Origin of the sequence: Escherichia sp. MOD1-EC4550 (genome assembly GCF_963876935.1) — a bacterium.
GTDB lineage: Bacteria > Pseudomonadota > Gammaproteobacteria > Enterobacterales > Enterobacteriaceae > Escherichia > Escherichia coli_F.
The window spans coordinates 97528-122790 of the sequence record NZ_CAWNSE010000018.1 but is presented as its reverse complement, the minus strand read 5'-3'; the positions used below and the strand labels follow the sequence as shown (position 1 = coordinate 122790).

23 protein-coding genes and 2 pseudogenes are annotated in these 25263 nt (G+C 48.0%); 10 read left to right on the top strand and 15 right to left on the bottom strand.

What is annotated here, in order from left to right; translation table 11 throughout:
- Window positions 1-70: 70 nt before the first annotated feature.
- The 15 genes from AACU19_RS15175 to yihU form a co-directional block, all read right to left on the bottom strand.
- Complete coding sequence (locus AACU19_RS15175; RefSeq protein WP_105279136.1) at window positions 71-766, bottom strand: Cof-type HAD-IIB family hydrolase; 696 nt, start codon at window positions 764-766, stop codon at window positions 71-73.
- Complete coding sequence (locus tag AACU19_RS15170; RefSeq protein ID WP_105279135.1) at window positions 763-1620, bottom strand: STM4011 family radical SAM protein; 858 nt, start codon at window positions 1618-1620, stop codon at window positions 763-765. Before AACU19_RS15170 ends, AACU19_RS15175 begins: the two co-directional genes overlap by 4 nt.
- A complete protein-coding gene (locus tag AACU19_RS15165; RefSeq protein WP_105279134.1) occupies window positions 1617-2855 on the bottom strand; it encodes an STM4012 family radical SAM protein in 1239 nt (412 codons plus the stop codon). Before AACU19_RS15165 ends, AACU19_RS15170 begins: the two co-directional genes overlap by 4 nt.
- Window positions 2848-3720 carry an STM4013/SEN3800 family hydrolase gene (locus tag AACU19_RS15160; protein WP_105279133.1) on the bottom strand — a complete coding sequence of 291 codons (873 nt, stop codon included), beginning with the start codon at window positions 3718-3720 and terminating at the stop codon, window positions 2848-2850. The genes AACU19_RS15165 and AACU19_RS15160 overlap by 8 nt, the downstream gene beginning before the upstream one ends.
- The gene (locus AACU19_RS15155; protein ID WP_105279132.1) at window positions 3713-4699 is read right to left on the bottom strand and encodes an STM4014 family protein; all 987 of its coding nucleotides are present in this window, start codon (window positions 4697-4699) and stop codon (window positions 3713-3715) included. Before AACU19_RS15155 ends, AACU19_RS15160 begins: the two co-directional genes overlap by 8 nt.
- A gap of 60 nt (window positions 4700-4759) precedes the next feature.
- Window positions 4760-5614 carry an STM4015 family protein gene (locus AACU19_RS15150; RefSeq protein ID WP_105279131.1) on the bottom strand — a complete coding sequence of 285 codons (855 nt, stop codon included), beginning with the start codon at window positions 5612-5614 and terminating at the stop codon, window positions 4760-4762.
- 216 nt (window positions 5615-5830) lie between these two features.
- Window positions 5831-6523, bottom strand: coding sequence for a porin OmpL (ompL, locus tag AACU19_RS15145; RefSeq protein ID WP_105279130.1), 693 nt, complete (start codon window positions 6521-6523; stop codon window positions 5831-5833).
- Window positions 6524-6590: 67 nt separating this feature from the next.
- Entirely contained in the window at window positions 6591-7994 is a 1404-nt protein-coding gene (locus AACU19_RS15140; protein ID WP_001279685.1) for an MFS transporter, read from the bottom strand.
- A 40-nt stretch (window positions 7995-8034) separates the two neighbouring features.
- Complete coding sequence (locus AACU19_RS15135; protein ID WP_039021514.1) at window positions 8035-9420, bottom strand: MFS transporter; 1386 nt, start codon at window positions 9418-9420, stop codon at window positions 8035-8037.
- Window positions 9421-9465: 45 nt separating this feature from the next.
- Complete coding sequence (gene yihQ, locus AACU19_RS15130) at window positions 9466-11502, bottom strand: sulfoquinovosidase (RefSeq protein ID WP_105279129.1); 2037 nt, start codon at window positions 11500-11502, stop codon at window positions 9466-9468.
- Window positions 11503-11608: 106 nt separating this feature from the next.
- A complete protein-coding gene (locus AACU19_RS15125; RefSeq protein ID WP_000345431.1) occupies window positions 11609-12484 on the bottom strand; it encodes a sulfite exporter TauE/SafE family protein in 876 nt (291 codons plus the stop codon).
- Between the two features lie 60 nt (window positions 12485-12544).
- Complete coding sequence (locus AACU19_RS15120; protein ID WP_123057666.1) at window positions 12545-13447, bottom strand: aldose-1-epimerase; 903 nt, start codon at window positions 13445-13447, stop codon at window positions 12545-12547.
- A 118-nt stretch (window positions 13448-13565) separates the two neighbouring features.
- Window positions 13566-14807, bottom strand: coding sequence for a sulfoquinovose isomerase (gene yihS, locus AACU19_RS15115; protein WP_000870914.1), 1242 nt, complete (start codon window positions 14805-14807; stop codon window positions 13566-13568).
- A 15-nt stretch (window positions 14808-14822) separates the two neighbouring features.
- Window positions 14823-15701, bottom strand: coding sequence for a sulfofructosephosphate aldolase (yihT, locus tag AACU19_RS15110; protein WP_001046461.1), 879 nt, complete (start codon window positions 15699-15701; stop codon window positions 14823-14825).
- Between the two features lie 23 nt (window positions 15702-15724).
- Window positions 15725-16621, bottom strand: coding sequence for a sulfolactaldehyde 3-reductase (yihU, locus tag AACU19_RS15105; protein WP_105279127.1), 897 nt, complete (start codon window positions 16619-16621; stop codon window positions 15725-15727).
- Window positions 16622-16788: 167 nt separating this feature from the next.
- Here yihU and yihV point away from each other — a divergent pair, with 167 nt between their 5' ends.
- The 10 genes and pseudogenes from yihV to AACU19_RS15055 all read left to right on the top strand — a co-directional run bounded on the left by yihV (window position 16789) and on the right by AACU19_RS15055 (window position 25091).
- Window positions 16789-17685, top strand: a complete 897-nt coding sequence (gene yihV, locus AACU19_RS15100) for a sulfofructose kinase (protein WP_000621629.1) — start codon at window positions 16789-16791, stop codon at window positions 17683-17685.
- A 33-nt stretch (window positions 17686-17718) separates the two neighbouring features.
- On the top strand, window positions 17719-18504 hold the full coding sequence (locus AACU19_RS15095; protein ID WP_000059678.1) for a DeoR/GlpR family DNA-binding transcription regulator: 786 nt from the start codon (window positions 17719-17721) through the stop codon (window positions 18502-18504).
- 98 nt (window positions 18505-18602) lie between these two features.
- Window positions 18603-19202 carry a glucose-1-phosphatase gene (yihX, locus tag AACU19_RS15090; protein ID WP_105279126.1) on the top strand — a complete coding sequence of 200 codons (600 nt, stop codon included), beginning with the start codon at window positions 18603-18605 and terminating at the stop codon, window positions 19200-19202.
- Window positions 19196-20068, top strand: coding sequence for a virulence factor BrkB family protein (locus tag AACU19_RS15085; protein WP_032185608.1), 873 nt, complete (start codon window positions 19196-19198; stop codon window positions 20066-20068). The genes yihX and AACU19_RS15085 overlap by 7 nt, the downstream gene beginning before the upstream one ends.
- Entirely contained in the window at window positions 20065-20502 is a 438-nt protein-coding gene (gene dtd / locus AACU19_RS15080; RefSeq protein ID WP_000560983.1) for a D-aminoacyl-tRNA deacylase, read from the top strand. Before AACU19_RS15085 ends, dtd begins: the two co-directional genes overlap by 4 nt.
- Window positions 20503-20546: 44 nt before the next feature.
- A complete protein-coding gene (gene fabY, locus AACU19_RS15075; RefSeq protein ID WP_157945122.1) occupies window positions 20547-21488 on the top strand; it encodes a fatty acid biosynthesis protein FabY in 942 nt (313 codons plus the stop codon).
- Window positions 21489-21902: 414 nt separating this feature from the next.
- Window positions 21903-22790: pseudogene (locus tag AACU19_RS15070) on the top strand (hypothetical protein); the annotation flags it as partial.
- Window positions 22791-22802: 12 nt separating this feature from the next.
- Window positions 22803-23717 carry a transposase gene (locus AACU19_RS15065; RefSeq protein ID WP_241957780.1) on the top strand — a complete coding sequence of 305 codons (915 nt, stop codon included), beginning with the start codon at window positions 22803-22805 and terminating at the stop codon, window positions 23715-23717.
- 694 nt (window positions 23718-24411) lie between these two features.
- On the top strand, window positions 24412-24630 hold the full coding sequence (locus tag AACU19_RS15060; RefSeq protein WP_032185613.1) for a ribbon-helix-helix domain-containing protein: 219 nt from the start codon (window positions 24412-24414) through the stop codon (window positions 24628-24630).
- 219 nt (window positions 24631-24849) lie between these two features.
- Window positions 24850-25091: pseudogene (locus AACU19_RS15055) on the top strand (ribbon-helix-helix domain-containing protein).
- The last annotated feature ends 172 nt before the right edge of the window (window positions 25092-25263 follow it).

Sequence of the window (25263 nt, the reverse complement as noted above, 5' to 3'; positions counted from 1 at the left end):
AAACCTGCCAGCGATGGCAGGTTTTTTGCTTTTGTAGGCCTGATAAGATGCGTAAGCATCGTATCAGGCGTCATCTGAAACCCTGTGCATCAAGAAAATCCGCAATAGCATCTGTGTTGTTGTGACCAATAACGCGGTCAGCACTGACTTTTGCCAGCGAACTGCCATTGCCCATCGCAATCCCTTTGCCTACCATCCGCAGCATCCCCGCATCATTATCGTTGTCGCCAAAGGCAATAATTTCATCCAGTGCGATATTTTGCTGCTGGGCATACCAGAGCAGACTTTTGCCTTTATCGCACCCCACCTGTGTAATATCCAGTTGATGATGCCAGGACCAGCTACAGGCCAGCGATAATTCTTGTCGGGCAAATTCCTCTGTCTGGCGCAATAACGAAGCCTTGCGGTGTATCAGGCTAATCTGCAAAACAAAATCATCGTACGTATAAATATTTGGCTGCAATATTTGTTGTGAAAACCAGAGTCGTAGCCTTTCCACCTTGTGGATATCAAGCGCCAGCGGACGCAATATTTGCCGCTGGCGCGGATGATAAAGATAGCTGCCGTTACAGCAAATCATCGGCTCGGTTAACTGCAATTGTTGGTAATAAGGCAGGGCTTCGCTGTGCGAACGTCCGGTGGCGAGGATAATCTTCACACCTGCCTGTTGCGCGCTTTGCAGTGCAGAAACAGACGCAGGGGAAATCATTTTCTTGCTGTTCAGCAATGTGCCGTCTAAATCGAGCGCGATTAACCGGCAGATCATAACGAGAAGATCCGAAAGCAGCGTTCAGCATCAAATTGTGAGAGGGCCGGAATATCCTCACGCAGGTGATAAGCCAGATAACAGTGACAGTGCCTGGACATACAAGCCGGAGATGAAAGTTGCTGTTGATATAAATTGCCAATCTTAATTTTGCTGATATTACAGGCGAAGAGATCGCCATCAGCATTCATAAACACGCTCTTTTTGCCGCCCAGACAAAACTCGACATTGGCAGGCCAGAGGCTGGTTTCCAGATGATAAAGCGGGTCCAGCAACTGAAACTGGCTATTTCTTTCGTCGCTGGTGGGCCTTTTATCGCGCTCATTGGCGTTTAGCCAGAAATAGATATCGGCAGGAAGATGCGCGCGTAACCACTGGAATGTGTCGTAGTTGTCTACGCTGGCAACGGCCCCCACAGAACAAGTAATCCCCGCGTCCTTAATTGCCAGTATTTGTTTAAGGAAAACTTCTTTACTAACCTGGGAAGGATGAAACGAACACCATAGCCGCAGCTTTGCCAGATCCCCCTGATTATCCTGAATAGTCGCTATCAACGAGGATAAATTAAACGAGGCGTTGGTCTGAATACCCACCGCCTGCACATGGGAATAGCGGCTGATTTCCGCCATCGCCGCCATATAATAACGATAACGCAATGCTTCGCCGTAGGGCGTAATAAATACATTTAATGGTGAACCCAGCGCCGGTAAATGTTCAACCATGCGCCATAATGCCGCTTCATCCTGCTGTTTATCATTGCGGTCTTGTTTATGAAAAGGGCAATAACCACAGCGATAATTACACGACTTTATCTCGCCGCGATAAATCAGCGTCTGGATCTGCTTGAGCGTCATCGTTTATGCGTCTCCAGCCTGCGAACTTCCGGGGAGATAAACAGCGGGCCAAGCTGGTCCGAAAGCGCTAAACCCTGCGCGGTGAGCAGAATACGATTATCCTGCTGGTGGCAGTAATCTTGTTTGATGAAATCTCCCAGCAGGGGAAAATCGCTTAATACCTCAGAGAAGAACTGATGCTGATAATCCCGTAACGAAAGCCCCTTATAGAAAAAGAGATTCTTGATAATAAAACGCCGCTTCATTTCTGCTTGTGAAAGTACATAGCCGTGGTTAATTTGGGTCTTATCTGGTCGGGCGATAAAATCCGTGACAATTTGCCGCGATGCGGGCTGGTTTTGCGACCACGGCGTGCAGTAATGTAAATTGCCAAGATAACTGCGCCCGCCCGCGCCAAGCGCCAGCGAATTTTCAAAGCCACAACTTTCAGCCGCCGAATCATTATTTACCCGCACAAAACGGCGCATTGACGTTTGCGTATAACCTTCATGCAATAAGCGATCGCGGGCTTCAATATAGAGGCTATACATATCCGGCTGGCGCGGCATGTTATACAGCGGGTACAAAAAAAGTTCGTCAGGCTGATAATCTAATGCCTGATTAAGCGACGCCATTAAACTTGCGGCTGTTTGACCAGGAATACCGTAAATAATATCAATATTGATTATCGGGAAATTACCCCTGCGCAGTAGCCCCAGCGCCCGATGGGCATTTACCGCGCTATGGCGGCGGTGTAATGTGGCAAGTTCCAGATCGTTAAAACTCTGAACACCAATACTGACGCGGCTTACCGCAAGCTGGCGCAATAACGCGACCTTTTCGGCGGTGGTATCGGAAGGCGATGTTTCAATTGCCTTAAAAATCTGCGTATCGACCTGTAATTCATCAAACACCCCGCAAAACAACCGCCACAGCTGCCCGACATTAAGCAGCAATGGCGTACCGCCGCCAATGGTAAAACTGGCCCAGTCTACAGGCGCAAGTTGCATTTGCCGGGCCTGGACAATAATCGCCTCTATGTAGTTGTCGATAAAGGCATTGTCTGCTCCCGTGCAGGTAAAGAGATTACAAAACCCGCAGCGGCTCTGGCAAAAGGGCATATGAATATAGAGATGTGTTTTATGCTCGTAAATACGCGACTTCACATCCGCAAAAGCAATATTGTTTAATTCCCGATAAGCGGTCTTATGCGGGTAACTGTACATATATTGCTGATAAATCGATTCATTATTCATCGGTTTTGCCATCTAACACAAAGTGAAAATAGGGTACGGTATTCACAATCGGATGGTTAAAACTGTGGAAATATTTTCCGTCTTCCCCGTAGCAAGTGCCATGATCGGAACAGAGAATAACTAACGTCTCTCTTCCGGTTTGCCGGAAGGTGTCGAAAAGTTTTTCGATTCTCGCATCAATATAATGCAGGGCAGCGGCGTGAGTTTCTACCGTATCGCCAGGCTTGGCATTTTCAATATAAAAATGATTCGGATAATGAATGGTGTCGATATTGATATACATCATCAGCGGCTGTTCAGCGTTCACCTTTTTATTAATTAAGGTGAGCTGATTATCCATGCTCTCTTTTACCGTGCAGGAGAAATTAGGATACCAGTAACTCTCTTTAAACATCGCCGGGAACACTTTCCCCATCCCTGAACGGTTATTAAAAAAGGAGACGCCACCCACGCAGATAGTGCGGTAACCTTTGTTTTCCAGCCCCTTAATCCACGTCTCTTCGCTGAATGCGAACGCATTTTTTGGCCCTAAACGCCCTAAACCAATATCTTTGGGAAAAAAGAGCATTGAATGGCCCGGTGCGGCTTCCAGCGGCTTAGGCATAAAACCAGAAAACATCGAATGATGCGAAGGCCAGGTAAAATTGCCAGCGGCTTCGCACTTTATCCAGCGACCATAGCGGTTAATGTTCGGCGTATTGCCCGCCTCTTGTTCCTGAAACGCAATATCAAAACGCAGGGAATCAAGCACTACAAACAGAACATTCGCCTCCCTGGCTATCAAATCATTCATATTGATTTCGCCATCGCAGGAATGGATTGCCGTGCGGGTATTTTCCGGGACTTCGTCTGTTACGTTATACATGGTGTTCTCTCATTACCTGAATCTGGCGTTGATAAATCATATTTTGTTCGCAGGTGTCCTGATAAATAAGATCGCCCTGGCCGTTAATTTCGATAATATAGGGGGTTAAGTTTTGCGTGAGTAATACATCAAGCCCGGCAATGTGTACGTCCGGGTAGAGTTTCATGGCGTTGAGACAAAGCGTGTCAATGTCAGCCACTTTTTCTGCGGGTAAATTAAGATCGGCAAAACGAATGGCTTCATTTTGCAGATGCAAATTGGTGATCGGCTGTGATGATGTTCTGACAACCCGCCAGACGATTTCACCATTAACGTACACTATGCGTAAATCGTAGTTTTTATTGCCCACCCTGGCTTTTGCCAGCCAGCGTTCGATAATATTGTCTTGTTGCAAAATAGTATTCACAATCAACGTAATATCATCGCTGTTTTCATAGCGGATAATGTGTTTACTGTTCACCAGCCTGTTACCTGCAACCTGGATGGCGCAATAAAGCACCTGACGGTTATCGCCGGGATGTAAACTCAATGCCAGCACCCCAGCGGCCCCTGATCCGAAATTCGGCTTAATAAACACGCGATAAACCTTCTCGTTGCGCATACAGGCGATCAGTTGATCGTTGCTACGGACATCATCCGCTAATATTGGCGGTGTCGGGATCGCGTGCTCGATTAATCGGTGTTTACAATGGCGTTTATCCAGAAGATGAATAATACCTTTTGGTGAGTTAATAAAATGGATTTCCCTTCTGGTAGCCATTTTTTGTAAAAAACTAATATAGTTTTGGCTAACTGTATTAATTAAGCGAATATCTGTTTCCTGATGTAAGGGGGGATCAATTTTTACCATGCCTTTATTTAAGGGCAGGGTAAGCGCTTGATCATAGCTTACCACGTTGATAGGTTCCTGTAAGCGTGACGCTGCCTGGCAAAAATAAAATGTGCGTTTGCTTTCAGGATGACCAATTAACGTAATCACGAAGAATTCCTTTTCTGTGATAAATAACAGGAGATGTTACCATCTCCTGTTATAGGCAGTTTATTCGGTAAACATGGGAGTCATATAAACTCTATCACTATAAGTACGCGGTTTATTTCTGTATGAGGCATCCACTTCGATCGGTAGCGTTTTCTGCAATTTTTCCTGCATTTTTTCTGTCAGATAATGATGCTGCAAATCCAGCAGTTTCAGATGGCTAAGGCGATCGGCATGTTTGAGAAGATGCTCTGCACCTTCGTCGGTGAGTGTACCCCAAGAGAGTTCCAGCACTTCCAGTTGTGGAAGAATATCGCTCTCCAGTACGCGGCGGGCGATTTCGTTCTGTGCTTTACTGTTAACCAGGCCAAGATGTGTCAGGCTCGGGAAGAGAGATTTCGACGCCAGATTCATCACGATATCCATCGATGCATCAAAACCATAATCCTCAACGCCAATATAAACGATAAGTGTTTTTAACGCAGGCAGCTGAGAGTTTTGCAATGACGCGAACACGCCACATGGCGTACCGCCAGAGATGATTTCCAGATGCTCCAGTTTGTCGTGAGCGATTTCTCCCAGTTCCAGGCCCTGAGTACCTTTAATCGTCAACTTTTTCAGGTTCGGCAGCGCAGCATACAGACGGGAATAATCGCCTTGTTGGATCCATGAAATCTCACACTCTTCGCTTTCCATATCGCCGATAAACAGGGACTCAAGATGAGCAAAGCGTTCCGCATGTTCAGCAAACATGTCGATTATCGGTTGGCTACTTCCCTCATCCCAGCATTCACCCCAACTGCCAATAATCAGAGAGCGAATGTTGGGCAGGTCTTCATCGGCTAAAATATTATTGATAAATTCTTCTTGCTGGGTTTCATCATCCTCATCCCAATCCATAAAAAATTTCTTTTCCATTTTCTCATTCCTTGTGGGTGTTGCAGTGGAAAAGATCTTACCGGGTAGTCAATGGCTTTGATAGAGAGGATGAGGAATATTTTATAATCAGTACAATTATATAATTATGTGAAGTTATTTATATTGTGAATGTTTGGGTAAAAAGCCGCTCAAATTTTTGGACTGCCCCCCCTAAAGTTGGACAGTTCATGCTAAGCGGCTTTTTACATTTTTACATCAGAAGAAATACTTCGTCCCGATACGGATCTGGTTTTGCTCGCGGTGGTACGGCTCGACGTTGCGGTCTAACCAGCGTAATTCGAAATAAGGCAGCCAGTGTTCATTAATACGGTAACGGAAGGTATTAGTGATTTCCCAATGATGATCTTTTCCATTGCTGCTATTAAAGTCATTTACGCGTATAAAATAATGTGGCTCAAATGTATAGGAGAATTTATCGGTGATTTTGAAATTCCAGTAGGTACCAATTTCATAGGTGTCATTATTATCCAGCTCCCCGTTCAAATCTGTTGAACTGTAGTTATTATGGTTATAGCGATTTCGCACTGTCAGATTAAACCATGGTACAAATTTATAGTTGACGTCCAGATATACTGCACCACCGGAACCGGTGCTTTTATCATTAATTAAGCCACCGGGCTGGATGGTTAATTTATCAGTTGGTTTGAATAACGGATACCAACCTTCAATTTCATTGTAGCCATGTTTAAGCTCATCTTCTCTCTGAAAATTATAGGTATTGGTTAACATGATACCCGCGCCCATATCGAAGTTATAACCTACACGTAGCATAATTTCTGCCTGATCGGAGGCGAGATTATATGCCTCCCTGTTTTCGACGTATGCGCCAGCAAATACCGAGGCAGAGGTCAGAGAAGATAATAAAATTATTGCATTAATCTTTTTCATAATAAGTCCATTTTTTTAACGTAGGGGGGCCGCCACCCATCAGGATGGAAATAGCGGCTATTGACATTTATAACGTTACAGAAGCAGTTTTTTCTTTTGTCTCAATCTCTTTATTTTTACGTTGGTTGATGTCCTCAATAATTAACGCAAAACGTTTTTCATTGAGCGTGTAAAAAAATCCCATCGTCAATGCAGCAATTATCGCCAGCGCACAAGGCCAGATAAAAATGAGCTGACGCAAACCCTGTAATGTTGCATCGCTTTGCGCGATGTTGGGAACATAACCTATTTGCGTCAGCATAATGCCTGGCAAGAAGCCAGCAAGTGCGGCTGAAATTTTACGAAAAAAGGTATAACCGGTATAAACAGAACCTTCGGCACGAATACCGGTTTTCCATTCACCATAATCTACGGTATCCGGTACCAGCGCCCAGTTCAGGCTGTTTACAAAGGCCGTACCAAAAAAGGCGACACAAGAGAACATGACGAAAGTGAAAGAGTTACTGCCCCAGAAATAATTCAGGATATCCCCCACCGCCCACAGCACCATGCCAGCTAAATAAACCTGTTTTTTACCAAAACATTTTACAGTTAATGGCACCAGCAATACGCCGATGAGGATGCATCCCATACTGAAGAATCCCATCCACGACAATAAATTAATATCATTCAGCACATACTGGGTGTAATAGACCTGAATTGCCAGTTTGATATTAAATGCCGCCAGGGTACACAGGTTAGCAATGCATAAAACCAGCAATGGCGGATTACGAAATATCGCGCAAAAAGATTTGAGAATACTGGCTTTATGTCCGGTTGGCGTCGTGTCCACATAATGCTCTTTGACGCCTCTGTAGCACAGCATCATAAAAATAAAGCCACCAATGGAGAACATCAGTGCCGCGCAGGCGTAACCGACGGTGGAGTCAGAAAATAGCGACTGCAACGGAATAAACGCCACGGTACAAATCAATAGCCCTATGGTTGCACCACCCTGGCGGTAAGCCGCAAGCTGCGCGCGCTCATTGGGGTTTTTGGTAATTGCTGGGATCATCGCGCCATACGAGCAGTTCATCAGACTGTATGAAAGTCCAAACATCATAAACAGCGCGGTGGCAATCGTCGTTTTAATCGGCAAACTAAAAGTGGTGGCGATAAACTGGAGCGTTGCAATTAACGCCGCCGGAACCGCTGCATATAAAATAAAGGGACGAAATTTGCCTTTAGGCCCAATATTTTTCCGCGAGTCGAGTAAAAATCCGGTGAGCATATCGGTAAACGCGGTAAAGAATTTCGCCACCAGAAAGATAATCCCGCCATAGTAAGCAGGCATCCCTAATTCATCGGTATAAAATTTGAGGAGATACAGAGTGCCGATGCTAAGCATTAAATTCGAACCGACGTCGCCCATGCCATAAGCGATTTTTTCCCGCAGATTCAGTTTTAATGTCAGTGGATTATGGTCAGACATAATCACTCCTTATAACGCCCCGCAGGGCGTTGTTTATTATTTATGCCGTGCGTTTACGGGCTTCTATTTCTTCAACAATGCGGACGTACATTTTCTCGTTCAGACTGTAGAAGCAACCCATCGCAACAATGGTGACTACCGCCAGTGCGCTTGGGTAGATGAAGATCAGCTGGCGTAAACCTTCGATGGTATGGTCAGCCTGCGCCACGTTTGGCACATAGCCGATTTGCGTCAGCATCCAGCCTGGGAAGAAACCTGCCAGCGCCTGAGATACTTTGCGAAAGAAGGTGAAGCCGGTGTAGACCGTACCTTCCGAACGAACGCCGGTGCGCCACTCGCCGTACTCGACGGTGTCAGAAACCAGCGCCCAGTTCAGGCTGTTAACAAACGCTGAGCCGAAGAACGCCAGGCAGGAGAACGCCACAAAGCTGACCGAGCCGCCGCCGAAGAAATAGTTGAGCAGATCGCCCAGCACCCAGATCAGCAGACCGCCGATATAGACTTTCTTCTTACCAAAACGTCTGACTGCACCAGGCATCAGGAACACGCCGATGAAAATACAGCCCATGCTGAAAAATCCCATATACGACAACAGGATGGGATCGTTAAGCACGTACTGGGTGTAATAGACCTGAATGGCGAGCTTGACGTTAAATGCCCCTAAGGTACAGAGGTTAGCAATGCACAAAATGAACAGCGGGCGGTTACCGGCAATCGCACGGAAAGATTGCAACAAGCCTGGCTTTTGCGCCGGATTTGCAGGTTGCGTTTCGACATAACGCTCTTTCACGCCCGAATAGCAGATCCACATAAACAGCAGGCCGAACAGTGAAAACAGCGTGGCGGCGAAGATATAGCCAAGTTGCTGATTACCCTCGATAAGATTCATAACCGGCACGAATCCCACCGTACAAAGCAGCAGGCCCAATGTAGCGCCACCCTGACGCCATGCCGCCAGTGATGCGCGTTCGTTGGGGTTTTTGGTAATAGCGGGGACCATTGCGCCATAAGAGCAGTTCATCATGCTGAAAAACAGCCCGTAGAGCATAAACAGGATAGTGGCCATCACCGTTTTACCGGTGACATCAAACGGTGTGCCGACAAAGTTGGCGATCGCCAGTAAGGTGACCGGGAATGACGCATACAGAATAAAAGGACGGAACTTACCTTTTGGACCGATCTTGCGTCGGGAATCGAGCATGATGCCGGTACCCATATCGGTAAACGCAGTAAAGAACTTCGAAATCAAAAAGATAATGCCGCCATAGGTACCAGGCAGCCCCAGAACGTCGGTATAAAACTTCAAAAGATAAAGCGTGCCGATATCCAGCAGGATGTTAGAGGCCAGATCGCCGATACCGTAAGAGAGTTTCTCTTTAAAGGGCAGGCGTAAAGTAGCCGGATCTTCCGTTGTGATGTGACTCATCGTTGTTCTCCCTGTGCCCGTGAGTTTCCCCACGGGCGGACGTGATTAGATGCTTTTTAACGAGGCGAACAGTGCAGCCCATTCGCTGTCGGCGCGATAAAAGACCGGCGGTTTGCCGATGGGCGCTTCAACGGTGACTTCTCCACCGTGGAAGGTTTCTCCGCTCCAGGTGTGGACCCAGTTATCCTCTGGCAGATAGAGCGTCCAGTCGCTGCGACCTTGCTCGTGCACCGGAGCGACCAGAATGTCGCGGCCCAGCAGGTACTGATATTTCAGGGTGTAGGTGTGTGCATCGTCTTCGTAATGCAGGAACAGCGGGCGCATAACGGGCAGACCGGACTTCGCGTTCTGCGCGACGGCGTCTTTGAGGTAAGGTTTCAGGGTGGTGAAGACGGTGGTCATACGGGCAAAATGGGCGATGGTTTCCGCGTCGCCGTCAAACTGCCAGTTGTCGCCAGGACGGTTACCTTCGTGGGTGCGCATCATCGGCGTGAAGGCGCTGAAATCGCACCAGCGCAGCAGCAGCTCTTTGCTGCGCTTCATCTCAAACAGGGTGGTGTAACCGCCAATGTCACTGTGATGCAGGCCATGCCCGGTCATCGCCAGCGAGAGCGCCGCCGGAACAACCGACGCCAGGCCATCGTCCAGACTCCAGTCGACGTTCTGGTCGCCCGCCCACATCATGGTGGAGTATTTCTGGCTACCGGTAGAACCGGCGCGCATAAAGAAAAGGATCTCGCCAAGCTTGCCCGTTTCTTCAAGGGCTTCGTAGTTACATTTCGCCCACAGTGCGGGCCAGGCGTTATGCATAATTTCGGCGCTAACGCCGTTATGCAGATACGTATCGGTCGGCAAGTATTCGCCAAAATCTGCCATCCAGCCGCCGCAGCCCAATTCGATCATGTTTTTCTTGATGACTTCTTTGAACCAGGAATATGCTTCAGGATTGGTCAAATCGACAACGCCGCCGTAAAACTCCCCAAATTCCACCAGATAGTCACCGCCAGAGGCATCTTTTGCCAGATAGCCATGTTGCGCCGCTTCTTCGCAGAGATCTTTATCGCTGGCAACATACGGGTTGATGTAGGCGAGGAACTGCACGCCTTCTTCTTTCCATTGCTTGATGCGGGAATCTAACTGTGGGTAGTTTTCACTGTTCCACTTCCAGTTCCACATCACACGTTTGCCAAAAGAGGTCATACGGATCCCGGACCAGTCCTGCGCCCAGATGCCGTTGACCTTCACGCCCGCGTTACGCATGGTGTCCAGTTTCTTCTGGCATACATCTGTCCCGCCCTGAATACCTAGCGTTACCCCGTCATAAATCCAGTCGGGCAGTTCTGGCTGACGTCCCAGCAGGGCGGTTAATTTTTCCAACAGGGAGATGTATGTGTCCGCACATTCAAAACGCAGGGTGGCATTGTCTTCCCACAATGCCAGTTCATGGTATTCCGGAGCACTGAAGTCGAAGTTCATATAGCAGCTGTTATCGACATGGCAGTAATACTTCTGCGTGCTGACAAAAGTAGGCTGCGGGAAGAAAGTCCAGTAATAGTCGCCGCCCGCGTTCTCTTTGCAGTCGGCCTGCCAGGTGACATAGGTTTGTTTGTTGCGACCAACGCCTTGTTCACTGGTCCATAGCGGGAACGGTTTGCCGCGCAGATCAAAGTAGGAGAATTGTTCGCCGCAGCCGTAGATATGGTCCTCTGGTTGTGCGGCAAGACGCAGCCAGATGCGGTTGTGGTGATGGTTGTCGTTTTGTAGTTCCAGCAATAAACGGCCCTGATCGTCGGCAGAGATACGCAGCGTGGCGCTAATGTCAGAACCACGGCTGAAATGGATTAACCAGCCATCCGGTGACTGGCTGACGATGGCGTCGGTGAGCGCAATCTTCTCCTGCAATTTATCTTTAATGCTGAAATTACCGCGGAACATATCGATATCCGCTATACCTGAGCCAATCGATAAGCAAGGATTATCTTTGCTATGGATTAAAATAAGACGGTCTTGAAAACGTAGAGTAAAACTGTCGTTATTCTGATGAAGTTGAAAATCTAATAACTGTGGGCGTGGCGTATCCATAAATAATCTCCATAGAGTATAAAATTAATATTTCATGCCATCCTGTTATTACAGGTTTCATTAATTAAAGAATGTGTGAAGGTATAAATTAAAACCCGCATAATGATTATTTACTTTCTTCAGCCCGGCGGATTGCCGCCACTTTTTTACCAAATGCCAGTTGCAGTATAACTAACAAGGTAAACGGAGGCAGAAGTGCGGCAGCGGCGGGAATTCCCAGCGCGCCTTTTATCAACATGGAACCGGAGGCAATCAGCAACAAAAAGACCATCACACGGAACACTTTGACCGAAATGCGTTTATGCACATATTGTCCAATCAGTGAACCGAGGATCATGGTGGGAATACAAAACAGCACCAGTTTAAAGATAGAAACAGTCAAAATTCCGCTGGTCGCCAGCCCGCCGATCACCGCGATGTTGTTTGCGGTGAAGAAGGCGTTCAGTGTGCCGCGAAATGCCGCCGGACCTAAGTTACGCAGCATCCCGTAGATAACCATCGGCGGCCCGTTGGTTGAGAACGCCGCGCCTAATGCGCCAGCTACTGCGCCGATAGGTGCGGCGATCCAGTTACGGTCATAAATCGGCAAGCGAGGAATAAACATGCTGTAAAAGGAGTAGAGGATAAGAAATCCACCTAAGCCCACTTTCATAAAATGGTCGGGTAAATATGACAGCGCATATAAACCGACGGGTATTCCCAAAAATGAGAAAATAATCAGCACCATTGCCGAGCGCCAATCCGTTTCTTTGCGTGATAGCCAGGTGGCGTACAAGGCGGTTGCGGTGCCGACAATTACCGAAAGTGGTGTTGCCATTTTAACGGGGAGCATTAACGTGACGAGTGGCATGGTGGTTAAACCGCCACCAAATCCCGCGCATATCCCCACAAAGGTATAAAGAAACATCAACGCGATAACGATACATACCACGTTTGTTTCCAGCATGGCCCCATCTGGCGAAAATAACGTAAAAAAGTCCATAATATTTCCTGTTGTGTAAATACAACCCTAAACAATGATCTCGTTTTTTTCTTAATGAAATTAATTGTGCTGCCCGTGAATATTAAAAAACAGGCGATGCGTTATTCCTGGTTCCAGTAATAATAAATCGGTGCCGGAATTAAAGGCGTTAGGCGGGCAACTCATAGGTTCAACTGCCAGTCCCTGACGCTGTAATTTTTCGCCGCTATAAACCTGCACCCAGGGTTGATCGGAACAAAGACTCACCGAAAGTGCCTGCTGTGGATGGGTAATGGTCATTTCCCACAGATCATTAGCGGTTTTAAAGGTATGGTCTATTTTTGTCGCGGCTATTTTTGTCGCCCGCGTGAAATTTAAATTCAGCTCATCAACGTGGTGAAGCGTTGTCGGATTTGCGTGCTCATCGACGGCATAAACCTGTTCTGCCGGAAGCTGGAAAAGATAGTCATCAACAGATGTTAAGTTGCAGGTTAAATAAGGATGAATACCCACACCATAAGGTGCGGTCACAGTACCAATATTCTGGCTTGCGATCTCAACGGAAAGGCCCGTGCGAGCATTGAGCGAATAAACAACCTGCGAAGCCAGCATAAACGGATAGCCGTAACTGGGCGGTAGAAAAGCTGTCAGGGTAACGCTGGTGGCGGTTAATTCGCTAATTTGCCAGTCTCGCCAGGCAAGCAGCCCGTGAATAGCGGCTTTTGAACTATGTTCATTAATGGGTAACTGATATTCCTGTCCCTGATAGCGGTAACAGCCGTTGGCGATCCGGTTCGGCCACGGAATAAGCACTTTACCCAGATGCGCCAGCGGCATCTCTTCGGGTTTGTGCGGGATGACTAAATGACAACCCTGAAAAGTTAATTCAGCCAGACCAGCACCAACCGTCACGATAGTCGCGTGATAATCCCCCGCGGCAAGTGAAACGGTTTGTCCACTGCAATGCATGTTGGTGATTTGCATACGAGGCACCTTAATTAAAAAACGGCATACAGCCTCCCATGAGGCTGATGTCAAACCAAAAAACTGCGCCGGGCGGTCCCCTCTCCCCTTTGGGGAGAGGGTTAGGGTTTTCAGTCAGTTATTTGGCATTCACGTCCAGCAGACCCGCCGCAACAGCCGGTGCCAGGCCTGGTGCTAACGGGATACGCGGGATCACCAGGCAATGCAGCAGGTGATAAATATCCTGTTTACCGTCCCAGACTTTGGTGGTGACCTTATTGTCCGCATCCAGCTCCTGCCACCAGGAACCATTTTCATAGTCCATCAGGTACTTAATGCAGTAGTCCCACCATGTCTGATACCAGGTTTCGTACTGGCGATCGCCGGTAACGGTGTAGAGCGCGTAAGCCGTACCCATCGCTTCTACGATAGGCCAACGCACACGTTCGCGGACCACCGGTTTGCCTTCCCAGTCAACGGTATAAACAATCCCGTCGGCACCATCGGGCGCCCAGGCATCGCGCACGGTAGCGTTGAACAGACCTTTGGCATCTTCTAGCAACCAGGCCGGAGGCTGTTCGCAACGGGCTTCCAGGGCAGCGTGGATATGCAGCATTAAACGGCCCCATTCGATCCAGTGGCCCGGCGTGCCTCCGAATGCGCGGAAGCGGTGCGCCGGGTTATCTTTGTTGTAATCCGGCAGCGGATTCCACTGGGTATCGAAGTGCTCGTTAACGCGATAATGATTATTTCTGGCGACGTCGTGGATAATGACGGAAGCCACGCGAATCGCGCGATCCAGCCATTTTTTGTCATGCGTTACGTCATAAACAATCAAGAAAGCTTCCACCGCGTGCATATTGGCATTGCCGCCGCGGTACTCTTCGGTTTTGCTGAAGGCTTCGTCCCAGGATTCCAGGCACATCTGCTCTTCTTCGCTCCAGAAGTATTTCTCGATAATTTCAATGGTGTAATCGAGCAGCTTACGCGCTTCCGGGTGACCCGTTGTGACGGCACTGGCGGCACCCAGCAGGGCAAAGAAATGTTGATAGCCCTGTTTGGAGGCATCCACCACGCCCTCGTCATTGACACAGGCATACCAGCCGCCATATTTTTTATCGCGCAGTGCGCCGTTCATGGCTTTGATACCATGATCAACCAGCGAGTAAGCGCCAGGTCGACCCATCGCCGCAGCAACGGAATACACGTGCAACATACGGGCGGTGATCCACAGATGGGTGCCCATCTCTTCTTTGATTTGCCCTTTATTGCCTAACCAGCCAAAGCCAGTCGGTACTACGGAATTTTTACCAAAATCAAAGATGCGATCGGTTTCCTGTTCCAGCCAACGGTTGTGACTTAAGGTGTTAAACCATTTCATTTTTGTATCCTCATCTTAACGGCGTTTAGCCATCATTTCGTCGACGATATCGCCAAGTTGTTGTAATTTCGGTGCGCAAACGTCACGCAGCATCAGTTCGTTGTCTGGTAAACCGACGACCGATGCCCAGACGGCACGACCAGCCAGGAAGCCCGATGCACCCGCTGTCATTGCCACGCGTACGGCACGCGGGAACAGTTTTTCGTCGACGCCGGATGAGAGGATCACCCACGGCATATTGATATGGTCATTCAGACGTTGTGAAGCACTGAGAAGCTCTTGTTGCGGACCTTTGCCATAAAGCGGCATTTCAACTTTGTAGAGGTCAGCGCCACTGTCGCCCAGCTCTTTAGCGGCATCGATGATCGCTTGTTCGCGATCGAATTTATCGCCACGACGCGGTGGGCGGACGACTGGCTCAATGATGCTCACCAGACCGTGTGAGTGGCACAGTTCATTGAACTCTTTCACCATATCCAGGCGTTGCTGCGCATCTTCATCACTACGCCACAGCACCAGCAGTTTTAAGGCTTTACCGCCGTCTTGTTTGATTTGTAGCGGGTTGATTTTGCGGTCAATGACTACGCTATCTACCGGAATACCGTTGCCAGGGATGAACTCATCGGCGGCGACAATCATGGCGCAACTTTTGGCAATCGCGTTTTGCTCAACCACCTGGCGGTAGCAGAATTGTTGATCTACCAGAATCGCCGATGCATAAGGTGAAAGCGTCTTCGCGGCGTTAACTTTGAAATCAGTTAAAACGCTATCGGCTACTGGAGCGGGTGCGCCAGCCGCGGCAAACATCATGCGCATGGCTTCGCGCTGATCGACCGCCAGCATGGCAAAACCGCCCGATGCGCGCGTAATGTCGTTGATGGTGTACTTATTCATTCATTTATTCCTTTATCCAGTCGTTACATTTTTACTTTGGCAGTCATCCCGGCACTGACACGGACCTGCTCCAGAATGGCGGACCAGTCCTGGCGACCTCGACCCGCTGCGCGCGCCTGGCTATAAACCTCCCGTGAGGCGGCCCCCAGCGGCATCGGCACATGCAACTGGTTGGCGACATCGAGGGCGATGCCAAGATCCTTATGGGCAAGATCGATCATGAAGGCGGGAGAGAGATCTCCACTGAGGACTTTGTTCGGCCAGGAAGTGGTGAAGTGGCCTTTACCGGCGGCAGTACCGCTCATTACCTTGACGGCAACATCGAAGGGAAGATTGAGGGCTTCGCACAAAACGGCGGCTTCTGCCGACAACGCATTGAGCGCGATGCTCATGTAGTTGTTGATAAGCTTAACGCGGATCCCCATGCCCGGACCGCCCGCGTTGATCAACTCGCTGCCCATCGCCATCAGGATCGGCGTGGCGCGTTCAACTTGTTCAGCAGTGCCGCCAGCCAACAGGAGCAGAGTACCGGTAATGGCATTTGCGGAAGTACGGCCAACCGGAACATCCATCATGCTGAAGCCTCTGGCCTGCATATCAGCAATCAATTTATCGGTTTGCAGCGGGTGGATGGTCGACATATCAATGACCAGCGCATCGGAAGATAAGCTCTCACAGACACCGTTTTCACCGAACAACACGTGACGCACCAGATCGCCATTCGGCAACATGGTAATGATAAATTCGGCACCTTTAGCGGCCTGCGCTGGGTTAGCAGCGGGAGTCGCCCCTTTGTCTACCAGATGCTGTACGGCTTCGGCATTCACATCGAAGACGCAAAGTTGAAGCCCTTGCTGCAATAAATTGCTCGCCATTGGCGAACCCATTTGCCCTAAACCGATAAACGCGATTGCTGCCATAACCCTCTCCTGAATACAGTGATGTCACTTTTTGTCATTTATGACATGTCTTGCTTGTCTGTTTTTGATCGTATTTGTAATTTATCGTCAAAAAATTGACAGCCGTCACTTTTTAAACAATTGATGAAATTAAAATGAACGCATCCCAAAATGCTTAAGGAATGACCATGATTCGTGTTGCTTGTGTAGGAATTACCGTGATGGATCGCATCTATTACGTGGAAGGGTTGCCGACGGAGAGCGGTAAATACGTGGCGAAAAATTATACGGAAGTCGGCGGCGGGCCAGCGGCTACAGCAGCAGTTGCGGCGGCCAGACTAGGTGCGCAGGTCGATTTTATTGGTCGCGTCGGTGACGACGACACGGGCAACAGCCTGCTGGCAGAGCTGGAATCCTGGGGCGTTAACACCCGTTACACCAAACGGTATAACCAGGCGAAATCTTCGCAATCCGCCATCATGGTGGATGCCAAAGGAGAGCGAATCATCATTAATTATCCCAGCCCAGACCTGCTGCCTGATGCAGAGTGGTTGGAGGAAATTGATTTCTCTCAGTGGGACGTGGTGCTGGCAGATGTACGCTGGCACGACGGCGCGAAAAAAGCCTTCACCCTGGCCCGGCAGGTGGGCGTGATGACCGTGCTGGACGGTGATATTACGCCGCAGGATATCAGTGAGCTGGTGGCGTTAAGCGATCATGCTGCTTTTTCAGAACCGGGTCTGGCGCGGCTAACGGGCGTGAAAGAGATGGCGAGTGCCCTAAAACAGGCACAAATGCTCACAAATGGACATGTCTATGTTACTCAGGGCAGTGCAGGCTGTGACTGGCTGGAGAATGGCGGGCGACAGCATCAGCCAGCTTTCAAAGTTGATGTGGTAGATACTACCGGTGCGGGCGATGTTTTTCACGGCGCATTGGCGGTGGCGCTGGCAACAGGTGGAGATTTAGCGGATTCCGTCCGCTTTGCCAGCGGTGTGGCGGCGTTAAAATGCACGCGTCCCGGTGGGCGTGCCGGGATCCCTGACTGTGATCAAACCCGATCTTTTTTGTCACTTTTTGTATAAAATGCCAGGGTGATGGTTTTTCGAGGAATTTTCATGAGCCTTACCGAACTAACCGGTAACCCGCGGCACGACCAACTCCTCATGCTGATCGCCGAGCGTGGGTATATGAATATTGATGAGCTGGCAAATCTGCTGGATGTTTCCACGCAGACGGTCCGCCGGGATATTCGTAAATTAAGCGAGCAAGGGCTGATCACGCGCCATCACGGTGGCGCGGGTCGGGCCTCCAGCGTCGTTAATACGGCGTTCGAACAGCGTGAGGTTTCGCAAACTGAAGAGAAAAAAGCGATTGCCGAAGCGGTGGCAGACTATATTCCTGATGGATCGACAATATTTATCACCATCGGTACGACTGTCGAACATGTCGCCCGGGCGTTACTTAACCATAATCATTTGCGGATAATCACGAACAGCCTGCGTGTGGCGCATATTCTGTACCACAACCCGCGCTTTGAAGTGATGGTGCCCGGCGGTACATTGCGCTCTCATAATAGCGGGATCATTGGCCCTTCAGCGGCGTCCTTTGTGGCCGATTTTCGGGCTGATTATCTGGTAACAAGCGTTGGGGCGATTGAGAGCGATGGCGCGTTGATGGAGTTTGATGTTAACGAAGCTAACGTGGTGAAAACGATGATGGCGCACGCGAGAAATATTCTGCTGGTCGCCGATCACACTAAGTATCATGCTTCGGCGGCGGTTGAAATTGGTAATGTGGCACAGGTCACTGCGCTCTTTACCGACGAGCTGCCGCCCGCTGCGCTAAAATCACGTTTACAAGACAGCCAAATTGAAATCATCCTTCCCCAGGAAGACGCGTAGAATTTTGTGACCGTTGACCTTGCTTCATACCTGACCACATAGCCAAACCCATCCTTTCCCGCTACAGTTAATTTCTTGTGGCGCGAAAGGAGGCAAAAATGCTCTATATCTTTGATTTAGGTAATGTGATTGTCGATATCGACTTTAACCGTGTGCTGGGAGCCTGGAGCGATTTAACGCGTGTTCCCCTGGCTACGCTTAAGAAGAGTTTCCACATGGGCGAGGCGTTTCATCAGCATGAGCGTGGGGAAATTAGCGACGAAGCGTTCGCAGAGGCGCTGTGTCATGGGATGGCCCTGCCGCTAAGCTACGAGCAATTCTCTCACGGCTGGCAGGCGGTGTTTGTCGCGCTGCGCCCGGAAGTGATCGCCATCATGCATAAACTGCGTGAGCAGGGGCATCGCGTGGTGGTGCTTTCCAATACCAACCGCCTGCATACCACCTTCTGGCCGGAAGAATACCCGGAAATCCGTGCTGCTGCTGACCATATCTATCTGTCGCAAGATCTGGGGATGCGCAAACCTGAAGCACGAATTTACCAGCATGTTTTGCAGGCGGAAGGTTTTTCAGCCAGCGATACGGTCTTTTTCGATGACAACGCCGATAATATAGAAGGAGCAAATCAGCTAGGTATTACCAGTATTCTGGTGAAAGATAAAACCACCATCCCGGACTATTTCGCGAAGGTGTTATGCTAAAAAACATTCAGGACAAAGCCAGGCACCGTACCCGTCCACTATGGGCCTGGCTAAAACTACTCTGGCAACGCATTGATGAGGACAACATGACAACCCTGGCAGGTAATCTTGCCTATGTGTCGTTGCTCTCTCTTGTGCCGCTGGTTGCCGTTGTTTTTGCGCTTTTCGCCGCGTTTCCCATGTTTTCCGACGTCAGTATTCAGTTGCGTCACTTCATTTTTGCCAACTTTCTGCCCGCAACTGGCGATGTTATTCAGCGATATATCGAACAATTTGTTGCCAATTCCAACAAGATGACCGCCGTTGGGGCGTGCGGGCTGATCGTCACAGCATTATTGCTGATGTACTCCATCGATAGCGCATTGAATACCATCTGGCGCAGTAAACGAGCGCGACCAAAAATTTACTCGTTTGCCGTGTACTGGATGATTTTAACGCTGGGGCCGCTGCTGGCAGGGGCCAGTCTGGCGATCAGTTCCTATTTGCTCTCCCTGCGCTGGGCAAGCGATCTCAATACGGTCATCGACAATGTGTTGCGTATTTTTCCGCTGTTGTTGTCGTGGATCTCCTTTTGGTTGCTGTACAGCATTGTTCCTACCATCCGCGTACCTAACCGCGACGCGATTGTCGGTGCGTTTGTCGCCGCACTCCTGTTCGAAGCAGGAAAAAAAGGTTTCGCGCTTTATATCACCATGTTCCCGTCATACCAGCTCATTTACGGCGTGCTGGCGGTGATCCCCATTCTCTTTGTCTGGGTCTACTGGACATGGTGTATCGTCTTGCTTGGTGCGGAAATTACTGTCACTCTCGGGGAATACCGCAAACTAAAACAAGCAGCTGAACAAGAAGAAGACGACGAACCATGATTGCATTAATTCAACGCGTAACCCGTGCCAGCGTCACCGTGGAGGGAGAAGTGACGGGCGAAATTGGCGCGGGACTTTTGGTGTTATTGGGTGTCGAAAAGGATGACGACGAACAGAAAGCAAACCGTCTGTGCGAGCGTGTGCTCGGCTATCGCATCTTTAGCGATGCCGAAGGCAAGATGAACCTCAACGTGCAACAGGCGGGCGGCAGTGTGCTGGTGGTTTCCCAGTTTACCCTCGCCGCAGATACCGAACGGGGGATGCGTCCAAGTTTCTCCAAAGGCGCATCACCGGATCGCGCAGAGGCGTTATATGACTATTTCGTCGAACGCTGCCGTCAGCAAGAGATGAACACGCAAACAGGACGCTTCGCTGCGGATATGCAGGTATCGCTGGTCAATGATGGCCCCGTAACATTCTGGTTGCAGGTATGAGCCAGCTTCCAGGGTTGTCACGGGAAACAAGAGAGAGTATCGCTATGTATCACCTTCGGGTTCCACAAACAGAAGAAGAATTAGAGCGTTACTATCAGTTTCGCTGGGAAATGTTGCGTAAGCCCTTGCATCAACCAAAAGGTTCGGAACGCGACGCGTGGGATGCGATGGCGCATCACCAGATGGTCGTCGACGAGCAGGGTAATCTGGTGGCAGTAGGGCGGCTGTATATTAATGCCGATAACGAAGCGTCCATCCGTTTTATGGCCGTTCATCCCGACGTGCAGGACAAAGGGTTAGGAACGCTGATGGCGATGACTCTGGAGTCGGTGGCGCGTCAGGAAGGTGTTAAGCGCGTGACCTGTAGCGCCCGCGAAGACGCGGTGGAGTTTTTCGCCAAGCTGGGGTTTGTTAATCAGGGAGAAATCACCACGCCAACCACCACGCCGATTCGCCATTTTTTGATGATAAAACCTGTCGCCACTCTGGATGACATTCTGCATCGCGGCGACTGGTGCGCGCAGCTGCAACAGGCGTGGTACGAACATATCCCGCTAAGCGAAAAAATGGGCGTGCGCATTCAGCAATATACCGGGCAAAAATTTATCACCACCATGCCGGAAACCGGCAATCAGAATCCGCACCACACGCTGTTTGCCGGGAGTTTATTCTCGCTGGCTACGCTCACCGGTTGGGGGCTTATCTGGCTAATGCTGCGCGAACGCCATCTCGGCGGAACCATTATTCTGGCCGATGCGCATATCCGTTACAGCAAACCAATCAGCGGTAAACCACACGCGGTAGCCGACCTCGGTGCCTTAAGCGGCGATCTCGACCGTCTGGCGCGCGGACGTAAAGCACGGGTGCAGATGCTGGTCGAAATCTTTGGCGACGAGACGCCGGGGGCGGTGTTTGAAGGCACGTATATCGTTCTGCCCGCGAAGCCATTTGGCCCGTATGAAGAGGGCGGGAACGAAGAAGAGTAGCTGATGGAGAGGGGCGGTGTAGCCTCTCTCACTCATTCAGGTCATTTACATCAGCCCCTGACTATTCCGGTTATATTGAATAAGAACGCTATAAATTTTTATTCTTCGTTGGCACCATACGTGTCTTGCTACATCACTGTTCAGGAGCATTTAAATATTATTTGTAGAGGTGAGTGGCAATTATCGCCGATAATGCTTAATTCATCATCTTACTTCAGGTTTGAGCGATTTTTGATAGCCAAAACCCCCTCTGGTACCATACTTTTCTCATAAATATTTTTAAAATCTATAGCTAACAAACATTATGCAAAGATAATGGACTGGTATCATTGTCAGTATCATTCATTTACTGCTCTGGATGTTATAAATAATTATGTTGCATGTTTGCTCTTAAACCGTGGGAAGGAGGCTGTAATGGTTGCCAATATTAATCTCATTAAACAAGAAAGTTATTCTATTGTTAATTTAGAAAAACAACTAACGAGTAATGAATCACCGAAGCAAACGCTATTAAATCATTTTTCACTTTGCCTTAAAATGGAAGGTGAGGAGCAACTGTGCGATTGTGTTAACGAACTGAAACTCGGGTTGTCGAGTAATAATGAATATGACCTGTTCAAAAATAGAGAAACCTCACTGTGGAAACGCAAAGTACCAGAAAGCGCAGCGCTGGCAATGACGGGAACAGTATATAAATTATTTGGTAGTCGCTTACTCAACGCCCGCAATCAGTTAGATAAAAACCTCCTCGAAATGGCTATGCAAATGGTTTATGGCAAAGATATGGTGACAAAGTCAGGGGATATATTGATTGATATACAATTAAATAAGGATGGCAGCCTCCAGAGTAAGCACTACACATTTGATGTAGGTGAAGTTATAAACAGTTATAATATTGACCTCTTTGTGAATGCCTCGAGTATTAATCAAACTTACTTACATGATAAAAACCCTGGTGACGTTATTAGCCTATATGGCACTTTAGATAACGTTCCTCTTGTAGTAAAGGAATGCACCGGTAAAAATCATCAAATTAACGTTAAAGCCAAATTGCCACAAGAACGAAGTGAAAAAGTTGAGGATATGTGTGAAAGAATGAGAGGTGGCATCTCTATGTTTAACCACACCACAAAAACAGCTGATAATATAGAGCATAATTTGCAGCTAAGTTTTCTCGTGGATTCACGACCGTCGATCACCAATAAATACTCAGCCAAAGATGTAAGTCCAGATATACTTACATTGCCCGTCAACGTATATCGGGCAGATTTTAAAATTAAAATCAATAACGAAGTAGAGAAGGCTTCGTCAATTGTGTTATGTGCTGTGCAAAAAAATCTCCATGCAGCAAGGAAAGTTCTTAGCGGGATAATAGGAAATGTGCCAAAAAATAATAAACCAAAAACAATCATTTTTGATTTGCGTTTTCTTAGTGCAATTAAGCAGAAAGTTTTTTTTGGCAATGAAAAACCGTTGTTTGTAAAACATACCGCAATGATGAGGGAGGCATGCCAGGATTTACCGCAGCCAGTGGAATATATTCCTTTAGACTGTGAAGCGCATAGCCATCGCAGCGTCGCCTTTGCCAAAACCGTGGTTGCACCTATCATGGTGACAGGTGTGGGCGCTGCTTTAATGTATGCAACATCATCAGGCCCGTATTATGCGAAAAGTATTTCTGACTCTCCGGATATCGAGATGATAAAAAATCGTATGGCTGGATTATTTAACCACATGGGTAATTCTGTACAAACAAAATATCGGCCGGTTTTTGATAAATGGAATGAATTGGTAGATAAATTAAACCACGAAAGAAATACAGTACCGTTTGCGTGTTTGACCACCATTTTAGCAACAGCGTTAAATGAAACCCCAGAGGGGGATACGAATGTTGCCGTTGTGATGGGGTGTAAATCTGCGAAAGATCGAACGATATCCATTGTTCTTGGCAACTCGATGTTGCAAACACTCATTGAAAAACGCCTCGCCTATGGTGGAGAAATTGAAAACCTTTTTGATCAACAGGGATATTTTAGTTGCGAGTCATTAACAGCTGAAGAATTAATGATGTTAAAAGACCTTTTTGATATTCGAGTTCTTCATCTCTCTAACAAATTTAATGTTGGGTTGCAAGGTAATATCAACACGGATGTTTTACAAGATTCGTTTTTTAAAAATGTCGATTTCATTCATGAATCTAACTCGTATACCGTAGGGATGGGAGTCTGAAGAGTAAAACTCATTTGAATTACCAGAATTCGGCCAATGCATTGCAAAAATGACATACAAAGAGAGAAGTGTGCAGGCACTTAGCCGCGAGGGGCATGGTTATGCCATACAGAAAGCACCAGCATTCAGAACTCCTGTGAAAGCGGCATAGTGCCGCCTGCTCAGGAGTTTTACTATGACCCGTAATCGTGCTTAACGTTACCATCCTATGATTCGATTAAAAAAACTCACCGTCGCGCTGATGATTGACGTCAATGCTATCGGATGATACCGGGGTGTTCCGGAAGGAATTCCTTGTTTCCCGAACTGTTACCCACAAAATTATAACGACGAGCAAGTAAAGACCGGTTGGTGGCAGCATTGACCGGTCTGTGATGGATGTTAAATTTCACCTTAAATCCTGGTGCTGTTAGGATGCTGACGTTTTTCGGGTACACCATTCAGATTATGCAAATGAAGACCCAATCAAAAAATAAATATCCCTGAATATAATATATTTATAGCACCCATATCTCATCCTGGGCGATAACCAAACCATTTTTGATTAACAAATGAAACAACTGCAACGTTCTTATTATTTCTGGAAAACGTCTCGCAAAAACAAAACAGCATGCAAAAATCCGCTTTTTTTAAATGATTTTTCGGCGTAATTTTCGCACATACATTAATGAGTAATATATGTAAGGTATTGGTAATGGTGATGAATACGGTTTTTCTTCATTTATCAGAAGAGGCAATTAAACGGCTGAACAAGCTTAGGGGCTGGCGTAAGGTTTCACGATCTGCAATTTTACGCGAAGCGGTAGAGCAATATCTGGAACGTCAGCAATTCCCGGTGCGTAAAGCAAAGGGAGGCAGGCAAAAGGGGGAGACAGTGGGTGTCGATGATCAGTGTAAGGAGCATAAGGAATGACAAAAAATTTTTTATTCTTGAATATAAAAAACCAGATGTCCTTATTCTGGTATTAATACAAGGTTGTTTTACTTGAACTTATAATAACTGCAATTGTTACATCGTATCTGGAAAACGCCTCGCAAAAATAAAAAGTGATGCGTAAATGCGCTTTCTTTAAAGATTCGGCAAGAGTACTTTTCTCTCTATAGATTCAAAAATGATATTGGCGAGATATTTATGAACTCTCTGGCAGGTATGGATATGAGCAGAATTTTACTCGATTTATCGAATGAGGTGATTAAGCAACTTGATGATCTCGAGGTCAGCGTAATCTTCCGCGTGCAGACCTATTACGAGAAGCGGTAGAACAATACCTGGTAAATCAATCGCAAACAGCAAGAACCAGTGCTTTTGGCATCTGGCAAGGATGTGAGGAAGATGGTGTCGAATACCAGCGTAAGCTGCGCGAGGAATGGTAATGGGAAAAAATGATATCAATCAGATTGCTGACAACGTGCGAGTTGTACATGCCGGATGCGGCGTGAACGCCTTATCCGTCCTACAAAGTCGTGAAAATTCAACATATTGCAGTTTATTGGTAGGCCTGATAAGCGCAGCGCATCAGGCAATCTTACGCTTGTCATCAGTGAC

Bases quoted from the DNA above. Each gene is read 5' to 3' on its own strand.
- yihT (WP_001046461.1), bottom strand. From the start codon at position 15,701: ATGAATAAGTACACCATCAACGACATTACGCGCGCATCGGGCGGTTTT.
- AACU19_RS15140 (WP_001279685.1), bottom strand. From the start codon at position 7,994: ATGTCTGACCATAATCCACTGACATTAAAACTGAATCTGCGGGAAAAA.
- yihV (WP_000621629.1), top strand. From the start codon at position 16,789: ATGATTCGTGTTGCTTGTGTAGGAATTACCGTGATGGATCGCATCTAT.
- AACU19_RS15165 (WP_105279134.1), bottom strand. From the start codon at position 2,855: ATGAATAATGAATCGATTTATCAGCAATATATGTACAGTTACCCGCAT.
- AACU19_RS15170 (WP_105279135.1), bottom strand. From the start codon at position 1,620: ATGACGCTCAAGCAGATCCAGACGCTGATTTATCGCGGCGAGATAAAG.
- AACU19_RS15060 (WP_032185613.1), top strand. From the start codon at position 24,412: ATGGTGATGAATACGGTTTTTCTTCATTTATCAGAAGAGGCAATTAAA.
- fabY (WP_157945122.1), top strand. From the start codon at position 20,547: ATGTATCACCTTCGGGTTCCACAAACAGAAGAAGAATTAGAGCGTTAC.
- AACU19_RS15095 (WP_000059678.1), top strand. From the start codon at position 17,719: ATGAGCCTTACCGAACTAACCGGTAACCCGCGGCACGACCAACTCCTC.
- AACU19_RS15120 (WP_123057666.1), bottom strand. From the start codon at position 13,447: ATGCAAATCACCAACATGCATTGCAGTGGACAAACCGTTTCACTTGCC.
- AACU19_RS15085 (WP_032185608.1), top strand. From the start codon at position 19,196: ATGCTAAAAAACATTCAGGACAAAGCCAGGCACCGTACCCGTCCACTA.
- AACU19_RS15160 (WP_105279133.1), bottom strand. From the start codon at position 3,720: ATGTATAACGTAACAGACGAAGTCCCGGAAAATACCCGCACGGCAATC.
- AACU19_RS15150 (WP_105279131.1), bottom strand. From the start codon at position 5,614: ATGGAAAAGAAATTTTTTATGGATTGGGATGAGGATGATGAAACCCAG.
- yihQ (WP_105279129.1), bottom strand. From the start codon at position 11,502: ATGGATACGCCACGCCCACAGTTATTAGATTTTCAACTTCATCAGAAT.
- AACU19_RS15125 (WP_000345431.1), bottom strand. From the start codon at position 12,484: ATGGACTTTTTTACGTTATTTTCGCCAGATGGGGCCATGCTGGAAACA.
- yihU (WP_105279127.1), bottom strand. From the start codon at position 16,621: ATGGCAGCAATCGCGTTTATCGGTTTAGGGCAAATGGGTTCGCCAATG.
- dtd (WP_000560983.1), top strand. From the start codon at position 20,065: ATGATTGCATTAATTCAACGCGTAACCCGTGCCAGCGTCACCGTGGAG.
- AACU19_RS15175 (WP_105279136.1), bottom strand. From the start codon at position 766: ATGATCTGCCGGTTAATCGCGCTCGATTTAGACGGCACATTGCTGAAC.
- yihX (WP_105279126.1), top strand. From the start codon at position 18,603: ATGCTCTATATCTTTGATTTAGGTAATGTGATTGTCGATATCGACTTT.
- ompL (WP_105279130.1), bottom strand. From the start codon at position 6,523: ATGAAAAAGATTAATGCAATAATTTTATTATCTTCTCTGACCTCTGCC.
- yihS (WP_000870914.1), bottom strand. From the start codon at position 14,807: ATGAAATGGTTTAACACCTTAAGTCACAACCGTTGGCTGGAACAGGAA.
- AACU19_RS15135 (WP_039021514.1), bottom strand. From the start codon at position 9,420: ATGAGTCACATCACAACGGAAGATCCGGCTACTTTACGCCTGCCCTTT.